Origin of the sequence: Streptomyces sp. NPDC006529 (genome assembly GCF_040611795.1) — a bacterium.
In the GTDB taxonomy this organism is placed as follows: Bacteria; Actinomycetota; Actinomycetes; order Streptomycetales; family Streptomycetaceae; genus Streptomyces.
Window position 1 is genome coordinate 1 of the sequence record NZ_JBEXPB010000012.1, and the last position, 20,303, is coordinate 20,303.

Below are 20,303 nucleotides of genomic sequence, written 5' to 3' on the forward strand. Positions count from 1 at the left end.
CCGGAGGCCCCACCGGCAGAGGCCGGAGACCAGCGGTCCGACGCCGGACGCACGCCGTGCACCCTCCGGGGGCGCCTCAAACGCCGGCGAGGCTGAGGTGGCACATCCAGCCCGCCCGGCGATTGAGGCCCCGCCGGAGGCCCCACCGGCAGAGGCCGGAGACCAGCGGTCCGACGCCGGACGCACGCCGTGCACCCTCCGGGGGCGCCTCAAACGCCGGCGAGGCTGGGGTGGTCCGCCCGGCGATCGAGCCACAGGGGGCGGGGGCTAGCGGAGGGTGACCCCGCGGTCCTGGCGGTGCGTTGCGATCAGGGCCAGGCACAGGCCCGCGATCGCCACGCGGCCAGAGGCCTGGAGGAGCGGCCCCCGCAGGAGGATGAAGGAGTAGCCCGCGACCAGCGGGACGACCACCGAGATCAGACTCCCCGGCGGCGTCCGCCTCGTGGCCCGCTTCGCGTACCGCCGGTCGACCCGCGCCGCGGCGTACCCCATGCCGAGCAGCCCGGCCCCCATCCCCAGCGACCCGAAGTCCAGCCACAGTTCGGCCCAGATCGGCGAGGACAGGTTCGTGTTGACCGTGCCCATCCACTGGCCCACCATCACCCCGGTGTCCCGCGGCTTGCCGGGCCACGCCGAGCGCGGCACCGCGAAGAAGATGGATCCGGCCAGCTGGCGCCCGTAGAAGTGGCCGGGCCCGGAGTTGGAGAAGGTGATCGTGTTGGCGAACATGCCGATCTGGTCGTAGTCCTTGAGCGCCATCGGCTCCAGGAACGACGTCGTCTCCACCGGCTTGTAGTTCTTCTCGTCGTACCGGAAGCGGTCCGCGAAGGGGAAGACGAGCAGCGCGACCACCACGGCCATGGACAGCGCCACCCGGTACATCGCCGCACTGACCGGGAAGACCGTGAAGAGCAGCGAGAACATCACCGTCAGGAACCAGTACCGCGGGTTCGAGATCGGGTTGTTGACGATGATGTTGAGGAACGCCAGCGCGGTCCAGATCGCGATCACCGACGGCCTGCGGCGGGCGTGCACCGACGTCACCAGCCAGCGGGTGTAGCAGAGCAGCGCGAGCAGCGCCGGGACCGTGCCGAAGCCGCGCAGGAAGGCCTGGCCCGCCTGGCCCTCCGTGGAGACGCCCGCCTCCTCGATGCCCGCGATGATCTCCTGGCGGCTGCTGAAGAAGACGGCCGGGCCGCCGAGCTTCATGATGAGCGCCGCACTGCCCAGGAAGGCCAGCAGCGTCAGCAGTTGCAGCCGCCGGTGGTGCGCCATGACGGGGCGCGGCTCGCGCTGCGAGCCGCCCGCGCGCCCCGTCGGCCGGTGGCGGGCGAGCAGCACCCCGACGTCGAAGGCGGTGCAGCCGAGCAGCACCAGGCCGATGGCGACGGTGAGGTCGGAGCGCGGCCCGACGACGGGCGTCGGGACCTGGCCGAGGACGGCCTGCGCGAGCGGGGCCACCCCCATCGCCATGTAGACGAAGAGCCAGAAGGATCCCTGGAGGAGCTTGCGGCGGCTGGTGAGGACCATCGCGGACAGCCGGGCGCCCGCGTACATGGTGAGCGCCAACTGGAGCCAGAACGCGGCGTCGCGGACGCCCGCACCGGACTGCGAGGCCACGAACAGCGGCAGGAAGACGGTGAATCCGAGGGCGAGCGGGACCGACAGCGCGCGGGAGAGCAGCGTGCGCGGCGTGGTGACCTTGCCCCAGAGGCGCTCCGCGCCCGGTGCGTCGAGCGGGTACGGAGCGGGGGCGGCGGGCGGGGGGCCCGATGTCGTCGCGCGTACGTCGCTCGCCATTGTGCCCCCGCCCCCTGTGCCTGGTCCGCGCGCAGTCTAGTCTGACCCGACGGGGATGGAGTGGGGGGTACTTCGGTGCGCAATCTCCCGGCCTTCACGCTGGCCGGATACGACAAGGGGCGCGGTCTGTTGACCCAGGCGCTCTGGTTCGCGGTGATGAACACGCTGTTCATGTCCTGGTTCTGCCCGGCCCGGCTCCGGGTCGCGCTGCTGCGCGCCTTCGGCGCACGGATCGGCGAGGGCGTGCTGATCCGGCACAAGGTGCGGGTGCTGTGGCCGTGGAAGCTCAGCATCGGCGACCACACGTGGATCGGCGAGGGCGCGTGGCTGCTGAACCTGGAGCCGGTCACGATCGGCTCGCACGTGTGCGTCTCGCAGGAGGCCATGCTGTGCACCGGTTCGCACGACCACCGGGCCGCCGACTTCCGCTACCGCAACGCCCCCGTCACCGTCGAGGACGGCGCGTGGGTGGCGGTACGGGCGACCGTGCTGGCCGGGGTGACCGTGGGCCGCTGCGCGGTGGCGGGCGCGGGGGCCGTCGTCCACAAGGACCTGCCCGAACTGACCCTGCAGACCGCCGACGGCACGCGCCGCCCGGTCGCGGAACCGAAGTAGCCACGAGCCGAAGTGAGATCCCGCCGGTGAGAGTTCTGCACGCCGTCACCCTGCACTCCCCCACGCACGCCTTCGGAGGGCCGGTCCGGGTCGCGCTCAACCTCGCCAAGGGGTTGCGGGCGCGCGGGCACGAGGCCTCGCTGCTGGCCCTCGGCGAGGGGTTCGGGGACCCCTGGCCCACCGATGTGGAGGGCGTGCCGGCCCGGCTGTACCCGGCGAAGCGGCTGCTGCCGCTCGGCTTCAGCGGGATCACCTCGCCCGCGCTACTGGCCGCGGCCGGGCGCCTGGTCCGGGACGCGGACGTGGTCCACGTGCACCTCGCGCGCGACCTCGTGACCCTGCCGGTCGCGCTGGCCGCGCTGCGGGCCGGGAAGCCGCTGGTGCTCCAGACGCACGGGATGGTCGACCCGAGCGGGAAGCTGCTCGCGAAGGTCCTGGACGCGGTGGCGGTACGGCGGCTGCTGCGCGGGGCGGACGCGGTGCTCTACCTGACCCCGCACGAGCGGGAGGCGCTGGAGGCGGTGGTCGGCGGCGCGGGGCTGGACAACGCGGTGCGGCTGGTGAACGGCGTACCGGCGCAGGAGGCCCGGCCCGCGCTGTCGGGGCCGCCGCGGATCCTCTACTCGGCGCGGCTGCACGAGCGCAAGCGGCCGGTGGACTTCGTGAACGCGATGTCGCTCGTCGCGCGGGAGGTGCCGCAGGCGCGGTACGTGGTGGCGGGGCCGGACGAGGGCGAGTACGGGGCCGTGTGCCACCGGATGACGGATCTGCGGCTGGACGACCGGATGACGGTGCCGGGGGCGCTCAGCGGCGAGCAGGTGCTGGAGGAGTTGCGGCGGGCGCACGTGTACGTGCTGCCGTCGGTGGAGGAGCCGTTCCCGATGTCGGTGTTGGAGGCGTTGGCCGTGGGCGTACCGGTGGTGGTGACCCACTCGAACGGGCTCGCCCGGGACGTGGCCCGTGCGGGGGCGGGGCGGGCCGTGGATCCCGGCCCCGAGGGGGTGGCGGAGGCCGTCCTCGCCCTCCTGGACCCGGTGGCCAACGAGGCGGCGTCGCTGGCCGCGCGCAAGCTGGCCGTCGAGTCCTTCTCGATGGACGGCGTCCTCGACACCCTCCTGTCGACCTACGCCCGCGCCAAGGCCCCCAAGGCCTGACCGGGGCCCCCGCCCCCTCCGCCTCCGGCGGCGCCTCAAACGCCGGCGAGGCTGGGTGGTGCCGTTCGGCTCGACTCGCCTCCGGCGGGCCCTCAAACGCCGGGCAGGCTGAATTGCCGCAGGCAATGCCAGCGCTGAGGCCATGCAGGAGGCAACTTGAGCCTCGCCGGCGTTTGAGGCGCCCCCGGAGGGAGGACCGGGCGCCGATTGGGCCGTTAGGCCGGGAGCCAGGCGTAGCAGCCCGTCGAGGTGAATTCCTTCGTGCCCTGGGGGATTTCCGCGACGATCTTCGGGGACGACGGCTGGGGGCCCGGGCCGGAGGCCAGGACGGCGCCGTCCTGGCCCTTCGCCTGCCAACTGCACGCCGTGCCCTGCGTCAGCGCCCGGTACGACCCGGCGGCGGGAGCCGTCCGCGTACCGTCCGGGAACCCCTTCTGCGCGGCCGCCAGCACCGGCTGCTGCTCGGGGCACAGCGCCGGGATCGCGTCCTTCGCCGCCGGGATCTCGCCCGCGATGAGGGAGCCGACCGCCGCGTCCTTGTCGTGCTTCGCGGTGCGTGCCACCCGCTGGCACGCCTCCTGCCCGCTCTGGAGCACGGCCGCCGGGTCCGTCTTCGCCGGCACGCGCCCGCTCAGGTACTGCTTCTCCTTGTCCGTGAAGCTGCCCGTCGCCGGGGTCAGCTTCGCGTCCGGCAGCACCGGCCCCGTCGGCTTCGCCCCCGGCGCGGGCGCGCTCGCGGAGGCGTTGGCGGACGGCGCGTCCGCCGGGTCGGGGACCCCCGAGGAGGCCGGGGGCTTCGGCTTCGCCGCACCCGCGGCGTCGGGCTTCGCGTCCGAACCGCAGGCGGTCAGGGTCAGGGCGGCGGCCAGCAGGACCGCGGCCGCTGCGGAGCGTCGGTACATCAGGGGCTCCCGTGGTACTGGGGTGGTGCGGGCTGTGGATCGGGGGCGCGGGCCGGATACGGGTACGGGGCCCGGCGGTGTGCCGGGCCCCGTACCCCTCGTCATCCGGCCGCGGTCACTTCGGGCCGAAGGTGAGCACGAGCTGCGGAACGGCGTCCGCGGCACTCGACTCGCTGGACCAGATCCAGAGCGGGTCGGTGCCCGTGCTGGTCAGGGCCATGCTGTAGCTGCCGCCCAGCACCGCGGAGACCGCGGTGGTGTCCAGCTCGACGTTCTGGAGGGCGGAGCCGTCCGGGACGCCGGCGAGGGAGCCGAGCGGGCTGGTGCCCAGGGTGGGCTTGGTGTTGAACGTGGTGGCCGCACCGCTCCAGGCACCGGTGACCGGCACCACGTTGATGGTGTCGACCGTGCCCGCGTTCGCCTGGGTGCTGGTCTTGACCTGGAGGGACGCGGCCTTCAGGACCTGTCCGGCCGGGGCGGCCGGGAGGTTGAAGCGCAGGTACGTCTCGTAGGCCGAGGTGCCGCGCACCGCGAGCGAGGTGGACGTGCCGTAGGCGGTGCTGGGCGCGCCCTGGTTGATGTAGGTGTCCTCGTTCGCCGACACCTTGGAGACCGTGTCGGTCGGCGCCTTCGCCAGGTCGTAGTGGTTCTTGACCTGGGCCTGGGTGAGGGCCTTGGGGTAGACGGCCGTCTCGTCGATCTGGCCGGCGAAGAAGCTGCTGATCGGGCGGGTCGGCCAGTTGGCCAGGCTGTCGCCGCCGACGTGCCAGTAACCTGTGTACGGGGTGAAGTTGGTGACGTTCAGCGTGCCCTTGCTCTGACCGTCGACGTAGAGCGCCATGCCGCCGGGACCCTGGGTCCCGACCACGTGGTGCCACTTGTTGTCGTTGTAGGTGTCGAAGAGCCCGGTGGAGATGGTGCGGGTCGATCCGTTGTACGCGCCGAAGACCAGCCGGCCGGTGTTGGTCATGTAGATCTGCTTGTCGGCCGAGCTGCTGGCGCTGCTCGTGTTGTTGCCGAAGCCGATCAGCTTGCCGCCGCGGGTGGTGCCGGTCTTGAACCAGGTCTCGATCGTGTAGGCGCTGCCCACCGACTGGCGGTGGTCGCTGTACACCTGCTGGCTGGTGCCGTTGAAGCCGATCGCGGTGCTGGTGCCGGACACGGCGCCGGGGCTCTGGCGCAGGGCCGGGGCGTTCAGCTGGATGCCGCTGGTGTTGCCGCCGTCCGAGGAGTCGGCGACGTACGGGCTGACCGTGTCGTCGAAGCGCCAGTAGAGGTTGGCGCCGTCCGCGCGGACCTGGTTCGGGTAGGTCTGGACCGAGGTCGGGACCGTGACCGAGGTGTTCGCGGACAGGGCGCTGGTGTTGCCCGCCGCGTCGGTCGCGGTCACCCGGTAGGTGTAGGACTGGCCGGGCTTGACGGTGGTGTCGACCCAGGCGGCCTGCGGCCGCTCCCACTCGACGGAGTCGGCGACCACCGTGGCGATCGGCGTGGCCGAGCCGTTGCGGTAGATCCGGTACGTCAGCTTGCTGTCGTCCTGGTCGTAGCTGGTGCGCCAGCGGACCTGGGCCTCGCCGGGCTTGACGCTCGCGGCGCTGGCCACCGGGGTGGTCGGGGCGCCGACGTCGCCGGTGGAGGCGAAGCGGGTCAGGCCCTGCTGCGGGGTGCCGTTGATGAGGGTGAACTCACCGCCGACCCACAGGTACTTGACGTCGCCCTTCGCCGCGACGGCCATGACGCGCGGGCCGATGCCCTCGCCGATGCCGTCGTTCGCGGTGGGGTGCCAGCCGAGCTTGCGCGGGCTGTGCACGAAGCCGTCCACGGGCGCGGGGGCCGGACCGGTGTGGTTGGTCGGCTGCGCCAGCAGGAAGTTGCGCTTGCCGTCCGGCCACTCGTTCTCCAGCGAGCAGTCGTGCGCGTGCGAGGAGCTGTAGAGGACTCCGTCGTACGGCAGGACGAACTGGGTGGCGCCGAGGCAGCGGTCGCGCCACTTCTCGCTGAAGTCGCTGAGGTTCAGACCGATCCGGCCGTCGAAGACGCCGCCGCCGGAGCCCTCGTTGCCGGTGTAGAAACCGCCGTTGTCGTCGGTGGCGATCGACTTGACCACCGAGTTGCTCGGGATGTTGCCGTACGTCTTGACGAGCGCGCCGGTGGTCGCGTCCACGACGGCCAGCGCGTGCGTGCCGGTGCGGTTGACCTCGAAGAAGTCGCCGCCGAGGATCACGTTCTTGCCGTCGGGGGTGACCTCGATGGCGCGGCCCGGCTCGTCGGCGTCGGCCGTGAAGGGCTTGAGGGCACCGGAGGTCGCGTCGACCGCGGCGAAGCGCTCGCGGGTCTGGCCTTCGACGGTGCTGAAGTCGCCGGCCGCGTAGAGGGTGTCGTCGGTGACGGCGAAGCCGCGCACGGTGGCGGGGAAGGCCGGGTGGAACGACGCCTTGGGCGCACAGGTCGCGATGTCGATCGCGGCGACGCTGGAGACCTGGGTTCCGTTGACGGCCCCGAAGTAGCCGCCGGCGTAGAGGGTCTTGCCGTCCTTGGAGACGACGAGCGCGCGCACGGTGGCGGTGCCGTCGCCGACGGTGAAGCTGAGCTTGCAGTCGGTCGGGGCGCCCGTCGCGGCGTCCAGCGCGACGAAGTTGACCGCTTCCTGCTCGGTGCCGCTGCCGGCGCCGTCGGGCGGGCGGACGGTCGAGAAGGTGCCACCGGCGAAGACGGTGCCGTTCGTCTGCGCCATGGCGAAGACGATGCCGTTCGGCTGCCAGGTGGGCAGGTCGTCGGCGGTGAAGGCCACGGGCTGGGTGATGGCGGAGGCCTGGGGCATGAGCACCAGACCTATTCCGGCGCCGGCACCGACCAGTGACAGGGCGAGGGCAGCAGTCAGCCCTCTGGATCTACGCATGAGCCCCCCAGGGCAATAGCCCGGTTTCAATTGGCTGGAACTATCCGAACAGCCATATGTACTGGCGCAGACTAGGGCTCGCGTCAGGGCCCGGTCACCTCCCTTGACCCATTGCATACCAACTTGGAATCAACGGTGTTCAAGGCGGCGGGTGCGGTGCGGACATACGGCGGATCGGCCCGGTCACGCCCTGGTGGGCAGGACCGGGGACACGGCAAACTCTAGCGGCGTCGCGCGGCCTCAGCGGTCGATGCGGACCGTGGCCCCCGCCAACTGGTCCTCGACCTGGCGCACATCGGCGTCGACCATGATCCGGGCCAGTTCCTGGACCAGGACCGTCGGCTTCCAGCCGAGCAGGTCGTGGGCCTTGCTCGCGTCGCCGATGAGCGCGTCGACCTCGCTGGGGCGCTCGTACTTGGGGTCGTAGCGCACGTGCGCGTTCCAGTCGAGCCCCGCGTGCGTGAAGGAGGCCTCGACGAACTCGCGGACGGTCGCGGCGACGCCGGTGGCCACGACGTAGTCGGTCGCCTCGTCCTGCTGGAGCATCCGCCACATCGCCTCCACGTACTCGGGCGCGTAGCCCCAGTCGCGTACGGCGTCCAGGTTGCCCAGGTACAGGTGCTCCTGGAGGCCCGCCTTGATCCGGGCCACCGCGCGGGTGATCTTGCGGGTCACGAAGGTCTCGCCGCGGCGCGGGGACTCGTGGTTGAACAGGATGCCGTTGACCGCGAACATGCCGTAGGCCTCGCGGTAGTTCACCGTGGTCCAGTACGCGAAGACCTTGGCGGCGCCGTACGGGCTGCGCGGGTGGAACGGGGTCGCCTCGTTCTGCGGCGGCGGGGTCGCGCCGAACATCTCCGAGGAGGAGGCCTGGTAGATCCGGGTGTCGACGCCGCTGGCCCGGATGGCCTCCAGCAGGCGCAGCGCGCCGAGGCCGGTCACGTCACCGGTGTAGAGGGGGGCGTCGAAGGAGACCCGGACGTGGGACTGGGCGCCGAGGTTGTAGACCTCGTCGGGCCGTATGTCGCGCAGCAGGTTCACGAGGGCGACGCCGTCCGAGAGGTCGGCGTGGTGCAGGACGAAGGACCGGTTGGCGGTCTGCGGGTCCTGGTAGACGTGGTCGATGCGCTCGGTGTTGAAGCTGGACGACCGCCGCACGAGGCCGTGCACCGTGTAGCCCTTGGAGAGCAGAAGTTCGGCGAGGTACGAGCCGTCCTGTCCGGTGACTCCGGTGATCAGTGCGGTCTTGCCCATGTGGGTCCCCTGGTTGTCGTTGCGGTCTGTTACGGGTGGGCGGGGCGCGCGCCCCGCCCGGCCGGGGCGGTGCCCCGGTGGTCGGTCCGGGCCCGGCGGGGGCCCGCCCGGGGACCGGATGCGTACCGTACACGGCGCCTCCGGAACACCTGGGCCGCGTCCCGGGGCCGCGGGCTGGCATCATCGCCGGTATGACAAGTTCGCTGCCGCTCCTGCCCCCGCACGCCCGCGTCTTCGTCGCCGGCCACCGCGGCCTCGTCGGGTCCGCGGTCGTCCGGCGGCTCACCGCCGACGGCCACGACGTGCTCACCCGGGGCCGCGCGGACCTCGACCTGCGCGACGCCGCCGCGACCGCCGCGTACCTGACGGACGTCCGCCCGGACGCCGTCGTCCTGGCGGCCGCCAAGGTCGGCGGGATCATGGCCAACAGCACCTATCCGGTGCAGTTCCTGGAGGACAACCTCAAGATCCAGCTGAGCGTGATCGCCGGTGCGCACGGCGCCGGGGTGGGCCGGCTGCTCTTCCTCGGCTCGTCCTGCATCTACCCGAAGCTGGCGCCGCAGCCGATCAGCGAGGACGCGCTGCTGACCGGCCCGCTGGAGCCGACCAACGAGGCGTACGCGCTGGCCAAGATCGCGGGCATCGTCCAGGTGCAGTCGTACCGCAAGCAGTACGGGGCCTCGTACATCTCGGCGATGCCGACGAACCTCTACGGTCCGGGCGACAACTTCGACCTGGAGTCCTCGCACGTCCTGCCCGCGCTGATCCGGCGCTTCCACGAGGCGGCGGCCGCGGGCAAGGACGAGGTCGCGCTGTGGGGTTCGGGCACGCCGCGCCGGGAGTTCCTGCACGTGGACGACCTCGCGGCGGCCTGCGCCGTGCTGCTGGAGTCCTACGACGGTGACGAGCCGGTCAACATCGGCTGCGGCGAGGACCTCACCATCAAGGCCCTGGCCGAGACGGTCGCCGAGGTGACCGGCTTCCGGGGACGCCTCGCCTGGGACACCTCCAAGCCCGACGGGACCCCCCGCAAGCTGCTGGACGTGACCCGGCTGACGTCGCTGGGCTGGAAGCCGGGCATCGGGCTCCGCGAGGGGATCGCGTCCACCTACCGCTGGTGGCTGGAGTCCGCGGCGGGCAACTGATCGCATCCGGTCCTCAGTACGCTCCGCGACCGTCGACGACGGCGCGGAACGTACGGGCCACCACGTCGACGTCGCTGGTGAAGGACCAGTTGTCGACGTACTGCAGGTCGAGCTGAATCGTTTCGTCCCAGGACAGGTCGGAGCGCCCGCTGATCTGCCACAGTCCGGTCATCCCGGGGCGCACGGTGAGCCGGCGCAGTTCGACCTCGTCGTACCGGGCCACCTCCTCCGGCAGCGGCGGGCGCGGGCCGACCAGTGACATGTCCCCGGTCAGCACGTTGAACAGCTGCGGGAGTTCGTCGAGCGAGGTCCGGCGCAGCAGCCGGCCGACGCGGGTCACCCGGGGGTCGCGGCGCATCTTGAACATGAGGCCGTCGTTCTCGTTGGCCCCGGCGAGTTCGGCCTTCTGCGCATCGGCGTCGACCACCATCGTGCGGAACTTCCACATCACGAAGGGGACGCCGTCGCGGCCGATCCGGCGCTGGCTGTAGAAGGCCGGGCCCGGGGAGCCGAGACGGATCGCCAGGATCAGAGCGAGGAACAGCGGGGACAGCAGCAGCAGTCCGATCCCCGCCCCGGCCCGGTCGAGGACCGACTTCAGCACGGGCTGGACGCCGCGGCTGACCGGAGGCGCGATCCGCAGCACGGCCAGTCCGCCCGCGCTCAGGGTTTCCAGCCGCTTGACGGATATCTCGAAGAGTCCCGGGCAGACGGCCAGTTCGAGGCCCGCATCGTGCAGGGTCCAGGCGATCCGGCGCAGCCGCTCCCCCGCGATCCGGGCGCCGGGCGCGACGAGCACCAGGTCGGCGTGGTGACTGCGGACCGCGCCGAGCACGGCCTCGGCGTCGCCACCGGGCACGGCCGGGAGCTCCGCCTCCAGCCGGGCCGCGACCGGGGCGCCGCCGGCGAGCGCGCCGGGACCGACGGGCACGACGCCGACCACGACGTACGGGTGGTCGGTCCGCGCGGCGAGGTGGGCGATGACCTCATCGGCCGTGCCGGGCTCGCCGATCACCAGCACGCGGCTGACGGCCTGGGCCTCCCGCCGGGCGCCGGAGAGGTGCCGGTAGGTGAGCTTGTGGCAGGCGACGGTGATGAGGAGGGCCGGCAGCAGCGCGCCGAGCGCGGCCATCCGGGGGGTGCTCTCGTCCGTCACCACACGGGCCACGGCGAGGACACCGATCAGAATCAGCCAGTCGTGAACCACGGGCAGGACGCCGCGCGATTCTCCGAGCAGCCGGGGCGCATAACGGCGGCGCAGCGCTTGCACGGCGACCCAGGCGAAGGCCGCGGCGAGCGCGCAGTAGACGGGACGTGCCTGCTCAGCGGCGTCGAAGACCAGGCCGACGGGCACGGCCGCGCCGACGAGGTCCGCGGTCAGCGCGGCGGGCAGGTACCAGCGGGCTTTGTCACCGAGCCGTCGCTCGGACGTGGCTGTCCCCTGAGCCGTTCTGGCCACTCTTTGCGCAGGAAAATAGACATGCCTCATGGGCCCCCCTGGCACGTGGACTATGACGGTGGTGCATGTCCGTGGCTTCCCCTGGCAACGGACATCGGTCGCACCGGGAAACAGTACGACAAACGCCCGCACGGTAAATGCCGTTCACATGAACGGTGCGTCTCGTTGCCCGTTCGTTAGCAGGGGGTACATCCGGTTCCGGATCGCCGGCCCCCGCTCTCGCACGCTTTGGTGAACAGTTCGCATTGCGGACGCGTCTCTTCGGACAACGGACCGTTTCTGGCCAACCTTTTGACGCGCCCCTGACATCCCACTCGGTAGATGGCACTCTTCGATCCGTTCTGCGCACCAGCTGTTCTGCCCGGAGGCCCACCCAGCCGTCCGGAACCCCCTTGCAGAAGGAGTCTGCGTTGAGTCCCACCCCCCACCGGCGTGCCACCGCGGCCGGCGCTCTTGTCGCGGCAGCCGCTCTGCTGGCCGTCGGCATCCAGACCGGTTCCGCCTCCGCCGACGCCACCGCGTCGCAGGCCCGCACCGCCGCTCAGCCCAACCCGGGCGCGGCCGCTTACAACCTGTCGGCTTCGGAGCGTGCGACGCTCCTCTCAGAGGCCAACTCGACCACCGCGCAGGCTGCCAAGGCCCTCGGCCTCGGCGACCAGGAGAAGCTGATCGTCCGTGACGTCGTCAAGGACGTCGACGGCACCACCCACACGACCTACGAGCGCACCTACGGCGGCCTGCCGGTGCTCGGCGGTGACCTGACCGTCCACGCCAAGGGCGGCGTCACCAAGAGCGTCACCAAGGCCACCAACGCCGAGATCAAGGTCGACACGACCGCGGCGGTCACCCCGGACGCGGCCGACAAGACGGCCTTCTCCGCCGCCTCTTCGGCGGGCGGCAAGGACGTCAAGGCCGCCAAGGGCGCCAAGAAGGTGGTCTGGGCCGCCGAAGGCGCCCCGGTCCTCGCCTACGAGACCGTCGTCGGCGGTGTCCAGCGCGACGGCACCCCGAGCGAGCTGCACGTGATCACCAACGCCAAGACCGGCGCCAAGATCACCGAGTGGCAGAAGATCGAGTCCGGCGTCGGCAACACCATGTACAGCGGCCAGGTCACCCTGGGCACCTCGCAGTCGGGCAGCAACTACACGCTGACCGACGCGGGCCGCGGCAACCACAAGACGTACGACCTCAACGGCGGGTCGTCCGGCACCGGCACGCTCTTCACCAACACCACGGACACCTGGGGCAACGGCGCCGCCTCCAACCGCGCGACCGCCGGTGCGGACGCGGCCTACGGCGCCCAGCTGACGTGGGACTACTACAAGAACGTGCACGGCCGCAACGGCCTGCGCAACGACGGCGTGGCCCCCTACAGCCGGGTCCACTACGGCAACGCGTACGTCAACGCGTTCTGGGACGACTCCTGCTTCTGCATGACGTACGGCGACGGAACCAGCAACACGCACCCGCTGACCTCCATCGACGTCGCGGCGCACGAGATGACCCACGGTCTCACCTCGGTCACCGGCAACATGACCTACAGCGGTGAGCCCGGCGGTCTGAACGAGGCGACCTCCGACATCATGGCGGCGGCCGTCGAGTTCAACGCCAACAACGCCAACGACGTCGGCGACTACCTCGTCGGCGAGAAGATCGACATCAACGGCGACGGCACCCCGCTGCGCTACATGGACAAGCCGAGCAAGGACGGCGGGTCCAAGGACTCGTGGTACTCCGGCCTCGGCGGCCTCGACGTGCACTACTCGTCGGGCCCGGCCAACCACGTCTTCTACCTGATGTCCGAGGGCTCCGGCGCCAAGGTCATCAACGGGGTCAGCTACAACTCCCCGACCGCCGACAACCTCCCGGTCACCGCGATAGGCCGCGACGCCGCCGCGAAGATCTGGTTCCGTGCCCTGACGGTCGGCTACTTCAAGTCGAACACCAACTACGCGGCCGCCCGTACGGCGACCCTGCAGGCGGCGGCCGACCTCTACGGCTCCGGCTCGGCCACCTACAACAACGTGGCCCACGCCTGGGCGGGCATCGCCGTCGGATCGCGCCCCGCACCCAGCGGCGTCTCGGTCACGGCGATCCCCAACCAGAACACCCAGATCAACACCGCGGTGAGCCTGCAGGTCCAGGCCACCAGCACCAACCCGGGCGCGCTGAGCTACGCGGCGACCGGCCTCCCGGCCGGCCTGTCGATCAACGCCTCCACCGGTCTGATCTCGGGTACGGCGACCACGGCGGGCACGTCCAACGTGACCGTCACGGTGACCGACTCCGCCGCGAAGACGGGTACGACGTCCTTCACCTGGACCGTCGGCACCTCGCAGCAGAACGTCTTCGAGAACACGGCCGACTACACGATCAACGACAACTCGACGGTCGAGTCGCCGATCACCGTGTCCCGGTCGGGCAACGCCCCGAGCACCCTCAAGGTCGACGTGAACATCGTCCACACCTACGTCGGTGACCTCAAGGTCGACCTGGTCGCCCCCGACGGCAGCGTGTACAACCTGCGCAACCGCAGCGGCGGCAGCGCGGACAACATCGTCCAGTCCTTCACCGTGAACGCCTCCTCCGAGGTCGCCAACGGTGTCTGGAAGCTCCGCGTCGCCGACCTGGCGAGCGCCGACACCGGTTACATCAACAGCTGGAAGCTCACCTTCTGACCCCAGCCAGGGGCCGATGAGCACCATCTGACATGACACGGGGCCGCCCGGGAGGAAAACCTCCCGGGCGGCCCTGTCCCATGTCCGGGCCCTTGCCCGCGGGGGCGGATCAGCCCAGGTGGTCGAGGAAGCCGTGCTCGAAGAAGCCGAGGCCGTCGTCGTGGATGATCGATTCGTCGTCCGTGCGGCTCTGCTCGTCGCGGGCGCCCTGCTCGCGGCGGCCGTCGGCGTCGCCGTCGCGGCGCGGCTGGCGGCTGCGGTCGCCGTCGTCGTCGTAGCGGCCGTGGTGACCGTGGTGGCGGTCGTCGTCCTCGGACGGCTTGAACAGGACCGAACGGACCCGCACGCCGTTCACCGTGTCCCCCGGGTCCAGGCTCCGCTCCGCCCGGCCGCCGCAGTCGCGGTCCTCGAACAGCAGCGCGAGCGAGCGCGTGTCGTTCTCGACGCGGGTGGCGGCCTGGTCCCAGTCGGTGCCGGTCAGCCGGTAGCAGGTGTCGTTCTCCGGCGGATGGATCTCCTCCCACCCGTCGCCGTCGATCCGGTAGCGCAGTTCACCGAGCGAGTGGTGGTACCCGTCGTCGTCGTTGGCGAACGACGGGCCCGCGGCCGGAAGGACGAGGGCGAGCGCGCCGACGAACGCGGCTGCGGCAGTGATGCGAAGACGCATGGAGAGTCCGTTTCTCGGGGTTCCGCGGAGACCGGGTGCCGGTGGGCATCCGCGGGCAGCGTAGGAGCGGACGGGACTGCTGAAACGGTTCGCCATGCGCAGTGCGTTCGAAGGTTCACCCGACAGGACCGGCCCGTTGACCCGGACGCGCTCCGGAGCGGACCCGCGCAGGTGCGGGTCCGCTCCGGTCCGGAGCGGTTCAGGGTCGTACGGGCGTACGGTCCCCCGCGGCCTGGGCCCCCACCGTCGCGGCGGGCGCCGCCGGGCCCCCGGCCGCGGCCGCGGTCCGCGCGGTGCCCCGTACCAGGACGAACACCAGCGCCGCTCCCACCAGGCCCATCGCACCCGACACCAGGAAGGTCTCCCGCAGCCCGCTCGCGAAGGCCGCGTCCACCAGCTGCGCCAGCGCCTCGCGCGGGGCGCCCGCCGGAGCCGCGCCGAGCAGCTGCCCGGCCCCGCCCGAGGCCAGCGCGTCGGCCGTCCCGCGCGCCCCCTCGGCGCCGTCGAGGCCGGAGACCAGACCGGCGTGGAAGACCGCGCCGAGGATCGCGATGCCCAGGGCCGTGCCCAGCTGGCGCGCGGTGTTCAGCGCGCCGCCCGCCATGCCCGCCCGGGCCGGGGCCACCGCGCCCATCGCGGCCGCGGCCAGCGCCGGGGTCGCCGTGCCCACGCCGACACCGGTCACCGCGAGCCCGGGGACCAGCGCCGTCCAGCCGTCACCCGCGTCCAGCATCAGGGCCTGGAGCAGCGCCCCCGCCCCGATCAGCAGCAGCCCGCCGCCGATGGTGAGCCGGGGGGACATGCCGTGCAGCAGCCGCCCGGCCACCGCGGCGACCAGGAAGGCGGCCAGGCTGAGCGGCACGAGCACCAGCCCGGCACCGACGGGGCTCATGCCCTCGGCGGACTGGAGCCACAGGGAGGTGTACATCAGGTAGGAGAAGGCCGCGCCCGACAGGAGCAGTCCGGCGGCCATGACCGCGACGAAGGCGGGGCTGCGGAAGAGCGAGAGGTCGAGCATGGGGTGGGCGGTGCGCAGTTCCACCGCGACGAAGGCCGCGAAGGAGAGGACGGCGAGGGCGAAGAGGCCGAGGGTGGTGGCCGAGGTCCAGCCGTTCTCGCCGACCCGGATCAGGGCGTAGGTCACGGTGGCGGCGCCGAGGGTGAAGGTGAGCATGCCGGGCAGGTCCATGCCCTTGGCGTGCGGGTTGCGGGACTCCTCGACGGCCTTGAGCGTGACGAGGACGGCGAGGGCGCAGACCGGCAGGTTGATGTAGAAGATCCACTGCCAGCCGAAGTGCTCGGTGAGCAGGCCGCCGATGATCGGTCCGGCCGCGGCGGCCGCGCCGTTGACCGCGCCCCACACGCCGAAGGCGACGCCCCGGTCGCGGCCCTGGTAGGCGGCGCTGAGCAGGGCCATGGTGGTGGCGAACATGGCGGCGCCGCCGATGCCCTGGACGGCCCGGAAGGCGATCAGGGTGCCGGGGCCGTCGGCGAGGCCGCAGGCGAGGGAGGCCGCGGCGAAGACGGCGAGTCCGCCGAGGTAGACCCGGCGGCGGCCGATCCGGTCGGCGAGCGAGCCGGCGCCGAGGAGCAGGGCGGCGAGGGCGAGGGCGTAGATGTCCATCACCCACTGGAGCCCGGCGAAGCCGGTGTGCATGTCGGTGGCCATGTCGGGGAGGGCGACGGTCACGATCGTGACGTCGACCAGCAGCATGAACGCGCCGAGGCAGACCGCGGTCAACGGCAGCCACTTACGCATGGGGACACTCCTTGGGGCGGTTCTGGGGTTCCGGAGGCTCCGGGTCCGGTGGGACCGGAGCCGGCTCTCCGGCGGCCGGGACTCGGGCGCCCGGTGCCCTCACGCTCCCAGCCCCTCGCCGGATCCCCCACCCAGTACGGCCCGCCTGCCGGATATCCGTCATCTGTGGCCCTGCGATGATGGAAAGCATGGAGCCCGCGGAGCTGGACCGCCTCGACCACTCACTGATCCAGGCGCTGATGATCGACGGGCGGGCCCCCTTCAGCCGGCTCGCCGAGGTGCTGGACGTCTCGGACCAGACGGTGGTGCGCCGCTACCGCCGGATGCGCACCACCGGGCTGGTCCGCGTGGTCGGGCTGCCGCTGGGCAGCCGGGTCGGGCTGCTGGAGTCCTGGCTGCGCGTGCAGTGCGCGCCGGACGCGGCGCTCGCGGTGGCGGGGGCGCTGGCGCGGCGGCCGGACATCGCATGGGTCCAGCTCGCCTCGGGCGGCACCGAGATCCACTGCATGACCAAGGCCAGGAGCCGCCGGGAGCGGGACGGGCTGCTGCTGGACAAGCTGCCGAGCACCCGGCGGGTGACCGGGATCAGCGCCCACACCATCCTGCGGACCTTCATGGGCGGCCCGGAGGCCTGGTTCGGCTTGGACGTGCTGGGCCCGGAGCAGGTGGCCGCGCTCGCCCGGCCCGCCGGGGGGCCCGCGGCGCGGGAGCGGTACACACTGGATGAGGCGGAGCTGGCCCTGCTGGGGGTGCTGGGCCACGACGGCCGGGCCGGTTATCCGGAGCTGGCGCGGGCCTCGGGGCTCTCGGAGTCCACCGCCCGCCGCCGCCTGGACCGGCTGCGCGAGCTGGACGCGGTCTACTTCGACGTGGAGACCGTGCCGGGCGTGCTCGGGTACGAGGCGGAGGCCACCTTGATGATCACGGTGGCGCCCGCACGGCTGGCGGAGGCGGGCGCCGCCCTGGCCACGCATCCCGAGGTGCCGTTCGCGGCCGCGGTCACGGGGGCGGCGAACCTGCTGGCGGTGGTGGTGTGCCGGGACACGGAGGCGCTGTACGCGTATCTGACCGAGCGGATCGGAGCGGTGGCGGGCGTGCAGCAGGTGGAAGTGATCCCGACCCTGCGGAACATCAAGCGGGCCGGGATGCTGGTGGAGGGCGGGCGGCTGGTCGATCCGCCGCCCGCCCCCTGAGCCCCGAACCCCGGTTCCCCGGAGCCCGGAGAACCGTGTCACCGGCCGCCGCGCGGACCGGTCGCCCGGTCCGCGCCGCCGCTCAGCGCAGCACCACCCCGCCGCCCGGCGCGGCCGCCGGGTCCACCGGTGCGGCGACCAGCCCGAGCTCCGCGGGGGTGGCCAGCAGCGGGTGGGCGGGCAGGATCCGCACGGTGTAGCCGAAGGGCCCCGTCCGGTCCAGGGCGAGCGGGCCCTCGTACAGCCAGCGGCCCTCCAGGTCCGGTCCGGAGGCGGGCTTCAGCGGGAAGACCCGCGCCCCGCCGATGACGTCCTGCGCGTCCACGCGGCCGGCGACCGCCTGCACCTCGACCTCGTCGGGGCCGAGCACGTCGAGTGCCACCTGGACCCGCAGGGTGAGGGTGGCCCCCAGTTCGGCGGCGGCGCCCACCGGACCGGCGGGCCCGTCGGCCAGGGCCTCCACGTGCAGGGCGGCGACCCGCGGCCAGGCGGCCCGTACCCGGCCCTTCCAGGCGGCGAGTTCCCGCGCCGCGTCGGGGGTGAGGGTGCGGTGGGCGAGCGCGGCCGGCGCGTACAGCCGCTCCACGTACTCGCGCACCATGCGTCCCGCGAGCACCTTGGGCCCCAGGGAGACCAGGGTGCGCCGGACCATCTCGATCCACCGCACGGGCAGCGCACCGCGTCCGGCGCGGTCGTAGAAGCGGGGCGCGACCCGGTTCTCGATCAGGTCGTAGAGGGCGTTCGCCTCGACGTCGTCGCGCCGGTCCTCGTCGGTGCCGTAGCCGTCGGCCGTCGGGATGGCCCAGCCGAAGTCCGGCTCGAACCACTCGTCCCACCAGCCGTCCAGCACCGAGAGGTTGAGGCAGCCGTTCAGGGCGGCCTTCATCCCGCTGGTGCCGCAGGCCTCCAGCGGGCGCAGCGGATTGTTCAGCCACACGTCGCAGCCGGGGTAGAGCTTCTGCGCCATGGCCATGCCGTAGTCGGGCAGGAAGACGATGCGGTGGCGCACGCGCGGGTCGTCGGCGAAGCGCACCAGTTCCTGCACGAGCCGCTTGCCGCCGTCGTCGGCCGGGTGCGCCTTGCCCGCGACGACGATCTGCACGGGCCGGTCGGGGTCCAGCAGCAGCCGCCGCAGCCGCTCCGGGTCGCGCAGCATCAGCGTGAGCCGCTTGTAGGAGGGCACCCGGCGCGCGAAGCCGATGGTGAGCACGTCGGGGTCCAGGACGGAGTCCACCCAGCCCAGTTCGGCGTCCCCGGCCCCGCGCTGGCGCCAGGAGGCGCGCAGCCGGTCGCGGACCTCCTGGACGAGCTGCTCGCGCAGCACCCGGCGCAGGTCCCAGACGTCCTGGTCGGCGATGTCGGCGACCGCGTCCCAGCGCTGCGAGCCGCCCACCGACAGGGCGTCCTCGGTGCGCCCGGCGCCGATCTGGCGGGCACCGAGCCTGACGACCTCGGGGGCCACCCAGGTCGGCGCGTGCACGCCGTTGGTGATGGAGGCGATGGGGACGTCGGCGGGGTCGAATCCCGGCCAGAGTCCGGCGAACATGCCGCGGCTGACGGCGCCGTGCAGGGTGGAGACGCCGTTGGCGCGCTGGGCGAGGCGCAGACCCATGACGGCCATGTTGAAGACCCCGGGGTCGCCGCCCGGGTAGCTCTCGGCGCCCAGTTCGAGGATCCGGTCCACGGGTACGCCGGTCAGTTCGCCGCCGTCGGCGAAGTGGCGGGCGACCAGGCCCCGCTCGAAGCGGTCGATGCCCGCGGGGACCGGGGTGTGGGTGGTGAACACGGTGCCCGCCCGGACCGCCTCGACGGCCGCGTCGAAGGCCAGGCCCTCCCCCTCCAGTTCCCTTATGCGTTCGAGCCCGAGGAAGCCGGCGTGCCCCTCGTTGGTGTGGAACACCTCGGGATCCGGATGGCCGGTGAGCGCGCAGTACGTCCGTACGGCGCGGACGCCGCCGATGCCGAGCAGCATCTCCTGGAGCAGCCGGTGCTCGCTGCCGCCGCCGTAGAGGCGGTCGGTCACCTCGCGCGCGGCGGTGTCGTTGTCCTCGACGTCGGAGTCGAGGAGCAGCAGAGGCACCCGGCCGACCCGGACCTGCCAGATGTGTGCGTGCAGGGAGCGGCCGCCCGGCAGGGTGAGGCTGACGCGGGCGGGGGCGTCGTCGGGGCCGCGCAGCAGGGAGACGGGCAGTTCGTTGGGGTCCAGGACGGGGTAGTGCTCCTGCTGCCAGCCGTCGCGGGAGAGCGACTGGCGGAAGTAGCCGTGGCGGTAGAGGAGACCGACGCCGATCAGCGGGACGCCGAGGTCGCTCGCGGCCTTGAGGTGGTCCCCGGCGAGGATGCCGAGGCCGCCGGAGTACTGCGGCAGCGCTGCGGTGATCCCGAACTCCGGGGAGAAGTAGGCGATGGCGGCGGGCAGCTCGGCGATGTTCTCGCGGCCCTGGTACCACCGGTCGCCGCGGACGTAGTCATCGAGGTCGGCGCAGACGGCGTGGAGCCGCCGCAGGAACCGGCGGTCCCGCGCCAGTTCCTCCAGCCGGGCGGCCGGGACGTCCCCCAGCAGCCGGACGGGATCACCCCCGGCGGCGAGCCAGCCCTCGGGGTCGACGGATTGGAAGAGTTCCCGGGTCTCCCCGTGCCACGACCAGCGCAGGTTGCGCGCGAGATCGGCGAGCGGCAGGAGGGGTTCCGGCAGGACAGGGCGCACGGTGAATCGACGGATAGCCTTCACGAGTCCACCTTCGCAGGGGCATACGCACCGGAGCGGCCGCACCACGC

The 20,303-nt window shown here is 72.4% G+C and carries 13 protein-coding genes; 5 read left to right on the top strand and 8 right to left on the bottom strand.

Translation table 11 applies throughout. The annotated features are described in order from the left end of the window. Positions 1-267 precede the first annotated feature (267 nt). Complete coding sequence (locus tag ABZY31_RS11975; RefSeq protein ID WP_356408028.1) at positions 268-1,800, bottom strand: hypothetical protein; 1,533 nt, start codon at positions 1,798-1,800, stop codon at positions 268-270. Between the two features lie 75 nt (positions 1,801-1,875). Here ABZY31_RS11975 and ABZY31_RS11980 point away from each other — a divergent pair, with 75 nt between their 5' ends. Both ABZY31_RS11980 and ABZY31_RS11985 read left to right on the top strand, forming a co-directional pair. Next, positions 1,876-2,415: a WcaF family extracellular polysaccharide biosynthesis acetyltransferase gene (locus tag ABZY31_RS11980; RefSeq protein WP_356408031.1), complete on the top strand. Its 540-nt coding sequence runs from the start codon at positions 1,876-1,878 to the stop codon at positions 2,413-2,415. Positions 2,416-2,441: 26 nt separating this feature from the next. Further along, positions 2,442-3,569, top strand: a complete 1,128-nt coding sequence (locus ABZY31_RS11985) for a glycosyltransferase (RefSeq protein ID WP_356408034.1) — start codon at positions 2,442-2,444, stop codon at positions 3,567-3,569. Between the two features lie 215 nt (positions 3,570-3,784). Here ABZY31_RS11985 and ABZY31_RS11990 read toward each other — a convergent pair whose 3' ends face one another. The 3 genes from ABZY31_RS11990 to gmd form a co-directional block, all read right to left on the bottom strand. After that, the gene (locus ABZY31_RS11990; protein WP_356408037.1) at positions 3,785-4,471 is read right to left on the bottom strand and encodes a hypothetical protein; all 687 of its coding nucleotides are present in this window, start codon (positions 4,469-4,471) and stop codon (positions 3,785-3,787) included. A gap of 115 nt (positions 4,472-4,586) precedes the next feature. After that, positions 4,587-7,292 (bottom strand): LamG-like jellyroll fold domain-containing protein, encoded by a 2,706-nt coding sequence (locus ABZY31_RS11995; protein WP_356408040.1) that lies wholly within the window; start codon positions 7,290-7,292, stop codon positions 4,587-4,589. Positions 7,293-7,610: 318 nt separating this feature from the next. Further along, positions 7,611-8,624: a GDP-mannose 4,6-dehydratase gene (gene gmd / locus ABZY31_RS12000; protein WP_356408043.1), complete on the bottom strand. Its 1,014-nt coding sequence runs from the start codon at positions 8,622-8,624 to the stop codon at positions 7,611-7,613. 191 nt (positions 8,625-8,815) lie between these two features. Here gmd and ABZY31_RS12005 point away from each other — a divergent pair, with 191 nt between their 5' ends. Beyond that, positions 8,816-9,769: a GDP-L-fucose synthase gene (locus ABZY31_RS12005; protein WP_356408046.1), complete on the top strand. Its 954-nt coding sequence runs from the start codon at positions 8,816-8,818 to the stop codon at positions 9,767-9,769. Between the two features lie 13 nt (positions 9,770-9,782). On the opposite strand, the gene ABZY31_RS12010 is transcribed toward ABZY31_RS12005, so the two are convergent. Continuing rightward, a complete protein-coding gene (locus tag ABZY31_RS12010) occupies positions 9,783-11,258 on the bottom strand; it encodes a sugar transferase (RefSeq protein ID WP_356408049.1) in 1,476 nt (491 codons plus the stop codon). Positions 11,259-11,638: 380 nt separating this feature from the next. Between ABZY31_RS12010 and ABZY31_RS12015 the strand changes: the two genes are divergently transcribed. After that, the gene (locus ABZY31_RS12015) at positions 11,639-13,906 is read left to right on the top strand and encodes a M4 family metallopeptidase (protein ID WP_356408052.1); all 2,268 of its coding nucleotides are present in this window, start codon (positions 11,639-11,641) and stop codon (positions 13,904-13,906) included. Between the two features lie 109 nt (positions 13,907-14,015). Here the strand turns inward: ABZY31_RS12015 and ABZY31_RS12020 are convergent, their stop codons facing one another. Both ABZY31_RS12020 and ABZY31_RS12025 read right to left on the bottom strand, forming a co-directional pair. Beyond that, a complete protein-coding gene (locus ABZY31_RS12020) occupies positions 14,016-14,573 on the bottom strand; it encodes a hypothetical protein (protein ID WP_356408055.1) in 558 nt (185 codons plus the stop codon). Between the two features lie 199 nt (positions 14,574-14,772). Next, a complete protein-coding gene (locus ABZY31_RS12025; protein WP_356408058.1) occupies positions 14,773-16,332 on the bottom strand; it encodes a DHA2 family efflux MFS transporter permease subunit in 1,560 nt (519 codons plus the stop codon). Between the two features lie 188 nt (positions 16,333-16,520). On the opposite strand from ABZY31_RS12025, the gene ABZY31_RS12030 reads away from it, so the two are divergent. After that, complete coding sequence (locus ABZY31_RS12030; RefSeq protein ID WP_356408061.1) at positions 16,521-17,525, top strand: AsnC family transcriptional regulator; 1,005 nt, start codon at positions 16,521-16,523, stop codon at positions 17,523-17,525. An 82-nt stretch (positions 17,526-17,607) separates the two neighbouring features. On the opposite strand, the gene glgP is transcribed toward ABZY31_RS12030, so the two are convergent. Continuing rightward, positions 17,608-20,256, bottom strand: a complete 2,649-nt coding sequence (gene glgP / locus ABZY31_RS12035) for an alpha-glucan family phosphorylase (protein ID WP_356408063.1) — start codon at positions 20,254-20,256, stop codon at positions 17,608-17,610. Positions 20,257-20,303: the final 47 nt, after the last annotated feature.